A 13,945-nucleotide genomic window follows, 5' to 3' on the forward strand; every position below is an offset into this window, starting at 1 on the left:
GTAATGGTTATGAATTAGAGAGGCCGCGTTGATGTCTCATGGGTTCATGATCTGCCGATTTATGAGCCGATTTTTCCATTGCGCGGTCTCGATAGGTATTGCATGTACTGGCCAAACGATGCCGCCACAGAGGCAATGTGCCACATTAATGTAGTGAACGCAACATTTAAATTCAGTATGTACAACATTCTTAAATAAGTTTACGACAGCCATGTAAATACTATTGCGTGAGAAATCCGTATGCGCTACATTGAATCTAATATGTAGTGAATGCAACATGTAAATTAAGTGGGCACTACATTGGTGAATTAGCCCCAGGATGGTGAAGGCGGCAGAAGGACGAGCACGATGACTGAACATACAAAGACGGACGGCCTGCCAGGTATGGATGCCTTGACGTTTCCGCAAGTTTTGGAAAAGGCCCGGCCGCGAAACGAGCGAATGAACAGCGAGAAAATCGAGTGCAATGCCTGCCCGGTTCTATGCCAGATTTCTGAGGGCCGCAGCGGAGCCTGCGATCGCTATGCCAACCACGGTGGAACGCTTGTTAGGGTCGACCCAGTGTTGCTGTTGCGCCGTACGCTGTCGGGCGAGGGCGCGCATATTGTGCCGTTTGCGGCGCGCGCAGATGCCGGACTTTCCGCGCCGAAAGATCTGCCCGGTGGCACGGATGACGCATCAACGGTTTCATGGAGCGGCGATCTTCTACTGGCTGATGAAGTGTTTGTCACGGGTGTGGGCTCATCAACAACCTATCCCGACTACAAGCCGGCACCATTCATCGTTTCATCGAAAGCGGCCGGTGTTGATCTGGTCACTGTGGTCACGGAAGGAATTTTCAGCTATTGCAGCTTCAAGGTAAAAATTGACACTGACCGCTTCCTGGGTGCCGAGCAGGCCAATGTGCGCTGCAAGGGAGAGGTAATCGGGCATGTGACGACGGCCGAGTATGGCTCGCAGATGTTGTCCCTGGGTGGTGTGCATCACCTGACGGGAGGCAGCAAGAAAGAAGGCCGTGTCACGGTGGAGATGATGAAGGCGCTCGGCAACAAGCAAGCCGTGGAGTTCACGATTGACGGTGGTTCCCAAATACTGATTCAAGCCGGCCGTGCACCTGTCGTGAATGGCGTTGAAGAAGAGCGTATGCGCGTGGGTTGCGGGTCGGCCACGGTTGGCATTTTTGCAAAGCAGTTGTTCGGCAAGCTCGACGAGGTGGTGGTTGTCGACGACCACATTACCGGTGTACTGACCGAGCACCAGGCGGGGCGTTGTCTCGATATGCGCCCGTCAGGTGTCCGGATGCGCGGACGAAAGTCCACGCCGGGGCGATATTTCCAGGTGGCCAATCCCGGAACGGGCTGGGGTGGGACGGATATCGCCGATCCCCTGTCCATCATCGAGGCGTGGGACGGTAATGTCGCCTGGCCGGGCCTGCGCTTGTTGATGACATCCACCACCGGTGAGCATGCAAGCTGGTATGTGCTCAACGAAGAGCTCATTCCCGTGGAGCAGGAGATGCCGGCGGAAGTGCGTCATGTCGTTGAGCGTATCGGTGAAAACTGCGAGCCCTCCTTGGCGACCGTGCTTTTCCTTGCCGGAGCGGGCGGTAGCCTGCGGGCGGGTGTGACTGAAAATCCGGTTTTGCTGACACGTGCCATCAAAAATTCCCTGGTGAATGTGACCTGTGGTGGGGCTCCTGCCTATATCTGGCCTGGTGGAGGAATCACCGTGATGGCCGATGTCATGCGGATGCCGGACAACAGTTTCGGAACCGTTCCCACACCGGCCATCGTGGCTCCCATTGAATTCAGCATGAAGCTTGACGACTATCGCGCGCTGGGCGGGCACATGGACTATGTGCGTACGCTGGAGGATGTGTTGCGTCGCGGTGCCTGGCACAACGAAGGTGCGCCTGTCGCCCTGGAATGGGCCAGGCTGCCTTCTGCCAATCCTTGGCCTCTGGCGCGTCCCCCCTTGCTGGGCTGAGGCGCTTGCGTATGAACCCTCAACGCATGCAACTTCCCGATGGGCGCTGGCATTTCCAGCACGGGCCGATGGACATCATCATTGGCGCCTATGGAAGGCCGGTTGCGGTTGAGGCTGCTCATGCCAAAGCTTGGGAGCGTTTCAGCGGTATCCTCGGCGAGCTGGTTGAGGAACTTCCCCTCTTGCGGCAGCCCGTACTGGATGAGTGTTATCTGCAGGGGGTCGTTGCCCGGCGCATGTGGAATGCATGCCGCCCCTACCGGCGCGATTTCATCACCCCGATGGCGGCCGTGGCGGGTGCGGTCGCGCAGGAGTTGGTTGCCTGCTACGTCAATAGCGGAGTAGACCGCGCTTGGGTCAACAACGGCGGCGACATTGCCCTGCATTTGGCGCCGGCGCAATCGGTGCGGATCGGCCTGTATGCGGATCTGGCACGCCTTGATGCAAACGAGGTATTGGCCGGTGTTCATACCGACGGGCAATTCGAGGTTTCCAGCGCGCTTCCAGTTCGCGGCGTCGCTACCAGCGGTTGGCGGGGGCGAAGCTTTTCACTGGGTATTGCCGACAGTGTTACGGTCCTTGCGTATACCGCCGCGCAAGCGGATGCCGCAGCCACCATGATTGCGAATGCGGTCGATGTTGCCGACATGCGGATCAAGCGCAGCAGGGCTTGTGACCTGAAGGACGACACCGACCTTGGCGAAATGCTGGTGACAACTGACGTGCCGTTGCTGGAGGCGGAGACGGTTCGGCGTGCATTGCGCGCCGGGCTTGAACGCGCCCAGGCTTTACAGGCTGCGGGACTGATCTGGTCGGCTGCGCTGGTTTGTCAAAACCAGCTGATGACCACCTCTGATAAAACGCAGCAACGATTGCAAAATCGCAGTGCTGCAGTGCCGGCTGGTTCGGTATTTGCTTAATGAAATGAATGGACCTCACACCATGATTGAAATTCGGCGTATTTTTACGCACGTGGAGCAGATACGGCATGAATTCGGGCCGGTAGCGCCTGTGCCTTTGCTGCGCGGCGCGATTGCCGCGGTGCTGACCAATCCATTTGCCGGGCGATATGAGCCCAATATCTTGCCGATGATGGACCAGCTTCAGCCTGTTGGTATCCAGATGGCCGAGCGTCTGCGCGCCGCAATGGATGTGCCAGCCGAACATATTGAGGGTTATGGAAAAGGGGCAATCGTGGGCGCGGCCGGGGAACTGGAGCATGGTGCGCTCTGGCATGTGCCTGGCGGGTACGCGATGCGTGAGCTGCTTGGCTGGAAAGGCGATCGCAACGCTTATGCGCGTGGGCAGGCTGAGGAAAAAACCGGCCAGCCCGGTAACGCCTTGTCCATTGTCCCTTCGACAAAAAAAGTGGGTGCACCGGGTACGGCGCTGGATGTTCCTTTAACGCACGTCAATGCCAGTTATGTCCGTAGCCATTTCGACGCAATTGAGGTGCGTGTGCCGGGGGCTCCCTTGTCGGACGAAATCGTTTTCATCCTGGCCATGAGCACGGGCCCGCGCATTCACGCCCGGGTGGGTGGGCTGGCCGCCAGTGCCATCGCCAAATGGGATGGCTTGCGTTAAACCCGATGCGCCAGATACTTAGCAGGCACCGAGACAAGGAAAAACCATGACAGCCAGGATTCGAAAAATTGTTGTGCAAATCGACGAAACATACATCGAGATGGGAAAGGCCGTCACTCCCCCGACGCGAAAGGCATTGGCGATGGCCGTGATCGAGAATCCTTTTGCCGGGGTGTACGCGGAAAAACTCGATGCGCTGATTGACATTGGTGAGGAGCTTGGCGGGCTGCTGGGGCAAAAGTGCGTGCAGGCCCTTGGCATTGCCCCGGGCCAAGCCCATAGTTACGGCAAGGCCGCCATCGTGGGTGAGGCCGGTGAGCTGGAGCATGCGGCAGCGATCCTGCATCCCAGGCTGGGCGCGCCCCTGCGTCTGGCGGTGGAAAAGGGTGCTGCTCTGGTGCCGTCAAGTAAAAAGCGCGGTGGTCTTGGTACTGCCATTGACGTGCCGCTGGGACACAAGGATGCCGCATTCGTGCGCAGCCATTTCGATGCGATGGAAGCCCGCATCGCCGACGCTCCCCGCGCCAACGAAATTGTGGTGGCGGTCGTCGTTACGGACAGCGGCCGGCCCCTGCCGCGTGTGGGGGGGCTTCAAACCAGTGAAATCAAGGGGGAGGATGGGTTAAGGTAGCCCCGGGCTGCCAATCCATCGCTCATCGTCATGACCCATCGCCTTTCGCCTTCCATCTGACCCAAGACAACCAGGAGTACTTATGAAGCTGCACCACAAAATGCTGAGCACCGTCGCTTTCCTCGGGCTGATCACCTCATTCGTGAACGCTCATGCCCAAGGCGTCATCAAGATAGGGGAAATAAACAGCTACAAGGCCCAGCCTGCTTTCCTGGAACCGTACAAGAAAGGCATGGAACTGGCCGTTGAGGAAATCAATGCTGGCGGCGGAATCAACGGCAAGAAGGTCCAGCTGATTATTCGCGACGACAACGCAAACCCGGGCGATGCGGTCCGTGCAGCCGAAGAACTTGTCTCGCGCGAAAAAGTCGACGTGCTGACAGGCTCTTTCCTTTCCAATATCGGCCTGGCGCTCACCGATTTCGCCAAGCAGAAAAAGTTCTTTTTTCTGGCAGCGGAGCCTCTGACGGACAAAATCGTCTGGCAAAACGGTAATCGCTACACATTCCGCTTGCGGACCTCCACCTACATGCAGGTGGCCATGCTGGTCCCCGAAGCCGTTGCGATGAAGAAAAAGCGCTGGGCGGTGGTGTACCCCAACTACGAGTATGGGCAGTCCGCAGCAGCGACGTTCAAGACCTTGCTGAAGGCCGCGCAGCCCGATGTAGAGTTCGTGGCCGAGCAGGCGCCTCCACTGGGCAAGGTCGACTCGGGCAGTGTTGTGCAGGCCATGGCGGACGCCAAGCCGGACGCCATCTTCAATGTTCTTTTTGGTGCCGACCTCTCGAAGTTTGTTCGTGAAGGCAATACCCGTGGCCTGTTTCAGGGGCGTGAAGTCGTCAGCCTGCTGACGGGCGAGCCCGAATACCTCGACCCGCTCAAGGAGGAAACGCCCAACGGCTGGGTGGTTACCGGTTATCCGTGGTACGGCATCCAGACACCCGAACACAAGGCTTTCTTTCTTGCTTATCACGGCAAGTACAAAGACTATCCGCGCCTGGGTTCCGTGGTCGGCTATAGCGCCATCAAGTCCCTGGCCGAAGGCATGAAAAAAGCCAAATCGACCGATACGGAAAAGCTGATTACCGCTTTCCGCGGCCTGAACGTGACAACACCCTTTGGCCCCGTGGTTTTTCGCCCGGAAGACCACCAGTCCACCATGGGTGCCTATGTGGGACGCACAAAAAATGAAGGCGGCAAGGGCGTGATGGTCGACTATCGATATATCGATGGTTCAAAAGTCCAGCCCAGCAACGCCGAAGTGAAAAAAATGCGCGCTGCCGATTAGACCGAGGCAAGTGTTGACGGCGGCAGGTGCCGCGCCTCGTGCATGCACTCATGGCGGTTGGCCGGCAGTTCCGGTGCCGCCGTCATGTTAAAGGTGTGTCCACTGTGCGCTGCTTGCCGGTCATGCTATCCCGCAGAAAAAAGGTTTGTTCATGAGCTTCTCAGGCTTTATCGTGCAGTTGCTTAATGGCCTGGCCGGTGCATCGTCGCTGTTTCTCGTGGCGGCTGGTTTGTCGTTGATCTTTGGTGTTACCCGGATTGTCAACTTTGCCCATGGATCTTTTTTCATGGTGGGCATCTACGTTGCCTATTCATTGGTCAGTGCTCTTGGCAATACCTTGGGTTTCTGGCCTGCCTTGCTGATTGCCGCTTTGGCTGTTGGTGTTCTCGGCGGCCTGGTCGAGGTTTTGTTGCTGCGCCGTATTTACCGTGCACCGGAACTCTTTCAGTTGCTTGCAACGTTTGCGCTTGGCCTGGTGATCAAGGATGGCGTGCTGTGGTTTTGGGGCCCCGAGGAGCTGCTTGGCCCCAGGGCTCCCGGCCTGACTGGCTCTGTGTCGATTTTGGGGCGTCAGTTTCCTTCCTATGATCTTTTCCTGATCGTCGCGGGGCCTGTCGTCCTGGGTCTGCTTTGGCTCCTGCTCACCAAAACCCGCTGGGGTACCCTCGTTCGAGCCGCCACGCAGGATCGCGAAATGGTCAGCGCGCTGGGTGTGAACCAGGCGTGGTTATTCACAGCGGTTTTTGCATTGGGCGCACTTCTGGCGGGCCTTGGGGGCGCGCTTCAGCTACCGCGCGAGCCCGCCAACCTGGAAATGGATCTCAACATCATCGGCGCCGCGTTTGTGGTGGTGGTGGTCGGGGGCATGGGCTCCATCCCGGGTGCCTACGTGGCGGCACTGCTGATTGCCGAACTCAAGGCCATTTGCATCTGGCTGGGGCTGGTTGAAATTGCGGGTATCAGCATCTCTTTTTCCAAGCTGACCCTGGTGGTGGAGTTCGTGGTGATGGCTGTTGTCCTGGTGGCCCGACCCTGGGGGTTGTTCGGCAGGCCACAGGCGCCCAACCGGCATGCAGGCATGGCCGAAGAACCGCTGCGCCGGCCACACCGCTTGTATGTCTGGGGTTGTGCGGGCCTGCTGGCGCTACTGGCTTTGATGCCTGTGCTGGCGGCACAGTCCCCTTACGTCACCGTGTTACTGATTGACTTGCTGGTTGCCGTCCTGTTCGCTGTCAGCCTGCATTTCATCATGGGGCCCGCGGGAATGCACTCGTTCGGGCATGCCGCCTACTTCGGCCTTGGGGCCTATGGCGCCGCCTTGCTGGTACGAAGCCTGAACATGCCCATGGAGCTGGCTCTGGTCGTGGCACCCGTTGTGGCGGCCGTGGGGGCCTTTGTGTATGGTTGGTTCTGCGTCAGATTGTCTGGTGTTTATCTGGCGATGCTGACGCTGGCCTTTGCACAAATCACCTGGGCAGTTTGTTATCAATGGGACGTGTTCACCGGCGGCAGCAACGGATTGACCGGCGTCTGGCCTTCCGAGTGGCTGGCGGACAAGCGCATTTATTACTACCTCACTCTTGTCCTGGTGGCCGGGGGCGTCTTGCTGATGCACCGAATTCTGTATTCACCGTTTGGCTATGGCATGCGTGCGGCACGCGACTCGGTGCTGCGTTCGGACGCCATCGGCATGAATGTCAAACGCCTGCAATGGGTTGCGTTTGTGATTGCAGGTTCATTTGCGGGGCTGGCCGGTGCGCTTTATGCTTTTTCAAAAGGCAGCATTTCGCCTGAAAGCCTGCACGTCAGCAAGTCGATCGATGGTCTGGTGATGGTTTTGCTGGGGGGTATCCAGACGCTTTTGGGACCTGTCGTGGGGGCCGTCACATTCACGTGGCTGCACGATACCGTGGCGCGAAACACCGACTATTGGCGGGCCATGCTGGGCGCCATCATCCTGGTTCTTGTGCTGCTGTTCCCCCAGGGAATTGCAGGCTTTGCCAAACAGCTGCTGGCCAGTCGCCGCAGTGCGGGAGAAAAGTCATGAGCTTGCTGAAGGTATCAGGATTAGGAAAATCCTTTGGCGGTGTCAGGGCTGTCGATAGCGTGAATTTCGAGCTGGCGCAGGGCGAACTATTGGCTTTGATTGGGCCCAACGGCGCCGGAAAATCAACCATGTTCAACATGGTCAATGGGCAGTTGCGTGCAGATGCCGGCTCCATTCAGCTGGACTCGCAGGAGCTGATCGGCCTGGCGCCCCGGGATATCTGGCGCCGCGGTGTCAGCCGGACATTCCAGATCGCGGAAACCTTTTCCTCGCTGACGGTAGTGGAAAACGTCCAGATGACCTTGTTATCTGCGGACAGGAAGTTGTTTTCCATGTGGCGCCGCGCCGCAGATTACAAACGCGACGAGGCCATGGCACTCCTTGAGCAGGTCAATATGAAAGCGCAGGCTGACCGCCCTTGCAGCGTGCTGGCGTACGGGGACGTCAAGCGCGTTGAGCTCGCCATGGCCATGGCCAACAACCCTAAATTACTGCTCATGGATGAGCCGACAGCCGGCATGGCGCCCAGAGAGCGGAATGACCTGATGGCGTTGACTAAACAACTGGTCATTGACCGGGGCATGGCGGTGCTGTTTACCGAGCACAGCATGGACGTGGTGTTTGCCTATGCCGACCGCATGATCGTGCTGGCGCGCGGCCGGTTGATTGCGGAAGGCAAGCCACTGGAAATTCGCGACCACCCCGAAGTCCAGGAAGTCTATTTTGGCAGTGGCAAAACTTTCGAGAAGAAAGCCATTGAAAAGGAGATGGCGTAATGCGCGACGGCAAAGAGATGCTGCTGGAGGCGAAAGACCTGTCGGCCTGGTATGGTGCGGCGCAAATACTGTTTGGCGTCAATCTCTCGGTCGGGCGCGGCGAGGTCGTCGCCTTGATGGGGCGCAACGGCGCCGGCAAATCGACCACCCTGAAGACGCTGATCGGGATGCTCGACAAGCGGCGTGGCAGCGTGACCTTTCTTGGCAAAGATATCTCCGGCAGTGAACCACACCATGCGGCTCGCATGGGTCTGGGGTTTGTGCCGGAAGACCGGCGAATCTTCACCGACCTGACCGTGAATGAAAACCTGGAAGTAGGACGGCAGGCGCCGCGCCGCTGGCCCGACGGCAGCGAGGCTCCCTTGTGGACGCAGGAACGCCTCTTCAAGCTGTTTCCCAACCTCGGTGAGATGCCCACGCGCCCCGGCGGCCGCATGAGTGGCGGCGAGCAGCAAATGCTGACGGTGGCCAGGACCTTGATGGGAAATCCCTATCTGGTTCTGCTTGACGAGCCTTCCGAAGGCGTAGCGCCCGTCATTGTGGAGCAAATGGCCAACATGATTCTGGAGCTGAAGGCCCATGGCGTGAGCATTCTGCTGTCCGAGCAAAACATGCATTTCGCCGAACTGGTGTCAGACAGGGCGTACGTCCTGGAGAAAGGGCAAATCCGTTTTGAAGGATCCATTGCGGAGCTGGCTGCCAATGAAGAAGTGCGCCGTGCCTATCTCAGTGTGTAGGCTGCGCCGCAACCTGGTTATGGTTCGGTAAATATGGGTTTGACAGTCACGCTTTCCGTTAATCAGCAAAAGCGTACGCTGCCYGTTGCGGAGCAGGCCAGCCTGCTGACGGTGCTGCGTAACGATTTCGCGCTGAATGGCCCGAAATATGGCTGCGGTCTGGGAGAGTGTGGCGCATGCACCGTGCTGGTCGACGGTGTGGCGGCACGCGCTTGCGTTATTCCGGCGTGCGGCGTGGCGGGCCGCGAAATCACCACCCTTGAGGGTCTGGGTACGCCGGCGGCCCTTCACCCGGTCCAGCAGGCGTTTATCGAAGAGCAGGCCGCCCAGTGCGGCTACTGCCTGAACGGCATGATCATGATGACCGTCGCATTGCTGGCGCGAAACCCCGCGCCTGGCGAGGATGACATACGCCGCGAGCTGTCAGGCAATCTCTGCCGCTGCGGCACGCACCTGGAGATCGTGAAGGCTGTGCTGCGTGCGGCAGAGCTGACGCGCCAAAGCCTTGCCCGGGGTAACTCGCCATGACGCGTCGCGCCGATGCGCCCCTGACACGCGCCGATTTTCATGCGGCCAGCGGCGTCTTGCTGGTGAGCCGCGAGCCGCCGCCGGCGCCTCCACCCGCCCGTGGCCAACCTGCACTGGTCAGCGCCAATCCGCAAGAGGGCGTTGAAATACTGGTTGCCGTGTGGGATGACGGCAGCGTGACGGCCCTGAACGGCCATGTAGATCTTGGCACCGGTATCCGGACGGCCCTGGCGCAGATCGTGGCTGAAGAGCTGGACGTTGCGCTCGGGCAGGTCAGCATGGTTCTTGGGGACACGACGCGCGCACCCAATCAGGGGGCCACGATTGCCAGCGCGTCCATCCAGGTTCATGCCGTCCCTTTGCGGGCCGCGGCGGCGCAGGCACGCGCGTGGCTGGTGACGCGTGCCGCCGGCGTGCTGCAGGTGGACCCTTCCCTGCTCGCCGTGCGAGACGGCGTTGTTTCCGTGGTGGGGCAGGACGATAAATCGGTGACGTATGGCGCATTGCTGGTCAATGAGCATGCACATCTCTCGCTGGTGCCGGGCACCCCTGTCAAGGATGCTGCCGACTACCGCCTGGTGGGGACCAGCGCGGCACGCCTGGATATCCCGGCCAAGGCCACCGGCGCTCTGACGTTTGTGCACGACATGCGCGTGCCCGGCATGCTGCACGGCCGCGTCGTGCGGCCACCTTATGCCGGCGCCGACAACGGCGACTTCATCGGCAATACGCTGGAATCAGTGGATGAATCATCGATCGCGCACATTCCGGGCATTCGCGCGGTGGTGGTGATCCGCGACTTTGTCGGCATTGTCGCGGAGCGCGAAGAGCAGGCCGAACAGGCGCTGCGTGAATTGCGTGTCAGCTGGAAGCCGTGGCCCGGTCTCGCCAATCTGGGCGACCTTGAGCAGGCGATCCGCAACAACCCGGCCACGCAGCGCAGGCTTGTCGACGACGGCAACGTGGACACCGCGATGGCAAGCGCGGCACAAGCCCTGGCGCGCAACTACGTCTGGCCCTATCAAATGCACGGCTCCCTCGGGCCCTCGTGCGCCGTGGCCGACTGGCAGCAGGAGCGCCTGACGGTATGGGCGGGAACCCAAAACCCCCATGTGCTGCGGACCGATTTATCACGACTGATCGGCCTGGCCGATGTCGCCATTGATGTGATCCGCATGGAAGCGGCAGGCTGCTACGGGCGAAACTGCGCTGACGATGTGGCGGCAGATGCCGCGCTGCTGTCGCGTGCCGCTGGCTGCCCCGTGCGTGTGCAACTGACGCGTGAGCAGGAAAACGCCTGGGAACCCAAAGGCGCCGCCCAGCTCATGCAAGTGAACGGCGGGTTGAATGCCGACGGATCGGTGGCTGCGTATGACTTTCAAACCTCATACCCTTCAAACGGCGCTCCCACGCTGGCGCTTTTGCTCACGCGCACCATTGAGCCTGTTGCGCAGGCCTATGAAATGGGCGATCGGACCGCCCGGCCGCCCTACGACTACGCCAACATGCGCATCGCCGTCAATGACATGGCGCCGCTGTTGCGTGCGTCATGGCTGCGCGGTGTCTCGGCGCTGCCCAATTCATTCGCGCATGAGTCCTACATCGACGAACTGGCAACAGCAGCCGGTGTCGATCCGGTGGAGTTTCGGCTGAGGTACCTGAAAGAGCCGCGCGCTGCCGAGCTGGTGCGCGCCACGGCCGAGCGCGCCGGCTGGATGGCGCATACGACACCGCAGCAGCAGCCGGCAGCGCCAGGTGACCCACAGGACGTCGTGCGCGGCCAGGGCTTTGCGTATGCCCGCTACATGCACAGCAAATGGCCGGGGTTTGGGGCGGCATGGGCGGCCTGGGTGGCCGACGTCGAAGTGAATCGCAAGACGGGCGAGGTGCATGTCCGGCGCGTCGTGGTAGGGCATGACGCCGGCACGCTGATCAACCCCGCCGGGGTTCAGCACCAGATCCATGGCAATGTAGTGCAGACGACCAGCCGTGCACTCACGGAACAGGTCACGGTGTCGCCCAAGACAAATCAGGTGACCAGCCTGGAATGGGGAAGCTATCCAATCCTGAACTTCCGGGACGTGCCGGTGATTGAGGTCGTGACCATGGCGCGCCCCGGTGAGCCACCGCTTGGCGCCGGAGAGTCGTCTTCGGTGCCGGGTACGGCAGCTATTGCCAACGCCATTTTTGATGCCACCGGCGTGCGTTTTCGCCAGCCGCCTTTCACGCCGGAAGTCGTACGTGCTGCGCTCAACCCGGGGCTCGCGGCCGCGCCAGCTATCCCGGCGGCTCCGGCCCGGTTGCCAAATCCCGCACCTGAGGGCACGGCATGGCCGAAAGGCATGGCCTGGTGGTCCCGCGCAGGCGCCTTGCTCGCGGGGGTTGTGGGCATCGTGTGGGCGCTGGCAGGCGGCCGATCGGTCATCGCCCCGGTGGCGCAGAGCGGCGCATCCGTCTACACCGCCGCAACCCTGGAGCGCGGCCGGCAGCTCGCTGCCGCGGGCGATTGTGTGGTGTGCCACACAGCACCCGGCGGCATACCCAATGCCGGCGGCAGGGCCATGGATACGCCTTTCGGAAAGATTGTTACCACCAACCTCACGCCCGATGCGGACACCGGAATAGGTTTGTGGTCTTTTAGCGCCTTCCAGCGCGCCATGCGTGAAGGAATTTCCCGCGATGGTCACTATTTGTATCCCGCGTTTCCCTATACCGCGTTCGCCAAAACCAGCGATGAAGATCTGACCGCGCTGTATGCCTACCTGATGGCCCAGCCCCCCGTGCGATCAGAACCACCGGCCACGCGGCTGGCTTTTCCCTTTGGTGTGCGGCCGCTGATGGCTGGATGGAATGCCCTGTTTCATGACCCGGCACCTTACCGGGTCGACCCGGCGCAGACTGCCGAATGGAATCGTGGTGCCTACCTGGTCAACGGCCTGGGCCATTGCGGCGCCTGCCACACGCCACGCAACGCCGCGGGCGCAGAGCGCAGCGGGAAGGCTTTTTTAAGCGGGGCCGTGGTGGATGGCTGGGACGCTCCGGCGCTGACCGCGCTCTCGCGTGCGCCCGTGCCCTGGAACGCCGCGGAACTGTACCGCTACCTGCGTAGCGGCTACTCTTCGCAGCACGGTATTGCCGCGGGCCCCATGGCGCCTGTGATCAAGGAACTGGCTGCCTTGCCCGAAGAAGATATTCGTGCAATGGCGGCTTACCTCGTGTCTTTTAATGAGCCAACTACGGAAGCCGAAAGCGTCCAACGCAGCAGGCAGGTCGTCTTGTCCACCCGGCAATCTGCCGGCAACTTGCCGGGCCCTGGCCAGCGCCTGTTCGATGGCGCTTGCGCATCGTGCCATCACGATGGCGACGGCCCGCGACTGCTGGGTGTGAACGTGCCGCTGGCCCTTAACAGCAAGCTGCACAGCGAGCGGCCCGACAATCTGGTGCGGGTGATCCTTGAGGGAATTCAGTCACCGGCGAGCAAAGATATCGGGTTCATGCCGGCTTTTCGCCATAGCCTGGATGATGCCCAGGTTGCAGCGCTGGCTGCTTATATGCGCGGACGCTATGCCCCCTCGGAACCGGTCTGGCAGGATTTGCCGGCAATCGTTTCACGGCTTCGCGCCACGCCGGGCCAGCACTGAATCTTTTCAATCAGGCGAAGGCCGCGCGGCCTGCGTCGCCCTGACAAGCGCCGCGCGCGCCAGCAGGCGTGTGGAGTCCAGAGTCGGCAGGGGCGAGTTTGAATCGCTCATGATCAGGGGGATTTCCGTGCAGCCCAGGACGACAGCATCACAGCCGTTGCTTTTCATCCGGTCAATGACTTTCTGAAAATACCCGATCGCTTCCGGCTTGAAGACACCGTACACCAGCTCGTCCATGATGATGCGGTTGATTTCGTCGCGCTCCGCGCCATCTGGACGCAGGTATTGCAGTCCGCGGGCCGCGAGCTTGTCGGGGTAGACCTCACTGTCGACGAGCCATCGCGTGCCGGTGATGCCGATGCGCCGGAACCCGCGCCTGGCCGCTTCTTCGGCAACGACTTCTGCGATATGGAGCCAGGGCAGGGGGGATCGTTCCTGTACGTAAGCAAACGCCTGGTGAATGGTGTTGTCGGGGCAGACTAGGAAGTCCGCCCCGGCTTTTGCGAGCTTGTGCGCGGAGGCGAGCATGATGTCGCCCACGCCGTCCCAGTCGTTGCGATAGATGCACGCCATGTAATCTGAAAGCGACGGCGTATGCATGGACACTTCAGGGTGGGCATGCGGCCCCATGGACCCGGCGCCTTCCACACAGATGGTTTGATAACAAAGCGCAGCGCCTTCGGCGGAGCAGCCGACGATACCGATGTGTTGGGGCATGACCTGTCTC

11 protein-coding genes are annotated in these 13,945 nt (G+C 60.5%); 10 read left to right on the top strand and 1 reads right to left on the bottom strand.

Translation table 11 applies throughout. The annotated features are described in order from the left end of the window. Positions 1 to 348 precede the first annotated feature (348 nt). The 10 genes from AC1DZE_RS07350 to AC1DZE_RS07395 all read left to right on the top strand — a co-directional run bounded on the left by AC1DZE_RS07350 (position 349) and on the right by AC1DZE_RS07395 (position 13,218). Positions 349 to 1,986 carry a 6-hydroxynicotinate reductase gene (locus tag AC1DZE_RS07350; RefSeq protein ID WP_477672807.1) on the top strand — a complete coding sequence of 546 codons (1,638 nt, stop codon included), beginning with the start codon at positions 349 to 351 and terminating at the stop codon, positions 1,984 to 1,986. Positions 1,987 to 1,997: 11 nt separating this feature from the next. Continuing rightward, on the top strand, positions 1,998 to 2,906 hold the full coding sequence (locus AC1DZE_RS07355; protein WP_477672806.1) for a UPF0280 family protein: 909 nt from the start codon (positions 1,998 to 2,000) through the stop codon (positions 2,904 to 2,906). A gap of 22 nt (positions 2,907 to 2,928) precedes the next feature. Further along, on the top strand, positions 2,929 to 3,570 hold the full coding sequence (locus AC1DZE_RS07360) for an amino acid synthesis family protein (protein WP_477669075.1): 642 nt from the start codon (positions 2,929 to 2,931) through the stop codon (positions 3,568 to 3,570). A gap of 46 nt (positions 3,571 to 3,616) precedes the next feature. Further along, positions 3,617 to 4,201 (top strand): amino acid synthesis family protein, encoded by a 585-nt coding sequence (locus AC1DZE_RS07365; protein ID WP_477669076.1) that lies wholly within the window; start codon positions 3,617 to 3,619, stop codon positions 4,199 to 4,201. An 82-nt stretch (positions 4,202 to 4,283) separates the two neighbouring features. Then, entirely contained in the window at positions 4,284 to 5,489 is a 1,206-nt protein-coding gene (locus AC1DZE_RS07370; protein WP_477669077.1) for an ABC transporter substrate-binding protein, read from the top strand. Positions 5,490 to 5,640: 151 nt separating this feature from the next. Next, positions 5,641 to 7,536 (top strand): ABC transporter permease, encoded by a 1,896-nt coding sequence (locus AC1DZE_RS07375; protein ID WP_477699915.1) that lies wholly within the window; start codon positions 5,641 to 5,643, stop codon positions 7,534 to 7,536. Then, positions 7,533 to 8,312, top strand: a complete 780-nt coding sequence (locus AC1DZE_RS07380; protein ID WP_477669079.1) for an ABC transporter ATP-binding protein — start codon at positions 7,533 to 7,535, stop codon at positions 8,310 to 8,312. Before AC1DZE_RS07375 ends, AC1DZE_RS07380 begins: the two co-directional genes overlap by 4 nt. Further along, complete coding sequence (locus AC1DZE_RS07385) at positions 8,312 to 9,049, top strand: ABC transporter ATP-binding protein (RefSeq protein WP_477669080.1); 738 nt, start codon at positions 8,312 to 8,314, stop codon at positions 9,047 to 9,049. Before AC1DZE_RS07380 ends, AC1DZE_RS07385 begins: the two co-directional genes overlap by 1 nt. A 39-nt stretch (positions 9,050 to 9,088) precedes the next feature. After that, entirely contained in the window at positions 9,089 to 9,577 is a 489-nt protein-coding gene (locus AC1DZE_RS07390; RefSeq protein WP_477672262.1) for a (2Fe-2S)-binding protein, read from the top strand. After that, entirely contained in the window at positions 9,574 to 13,218 is a 3,645-nt protein-coding gene (locus AC1DZE_RS07395) for a molybdopterin cofactor-binding domain-containing protein (RefSeq protein WP_477672261.1), read from the top strand. Before AC1DZE_RS07390 ends, AC1DZE_RS07395 begins: the two co-directional genes overlap by 4 nt. 6 nt (positions 13,219 to 13,224) lie before the next feature. Here AC1DZE_RS07395 and AC1DZE_RS07400 read toward each other — a convergent pair whose 3' ends face one another. After that, positions 13,225 to 13,935 (bottom strand): aspartate/glutamate racemase family protein, encoded by a 711-nt coding sequence (locus AC1DZE_RS07400; protein ID WP_477669083.1) that lies wholly within the window; start codon positions 13,933 to 13,935, stop codon positions 13,225 to 13,227. Between the last annotated feature and the right edge of the window lie 10 nt (positions 13,936 to 13,945).

Source organism: Polaromonas sp. P1_F1 (genome assembly GCF_056405795.1).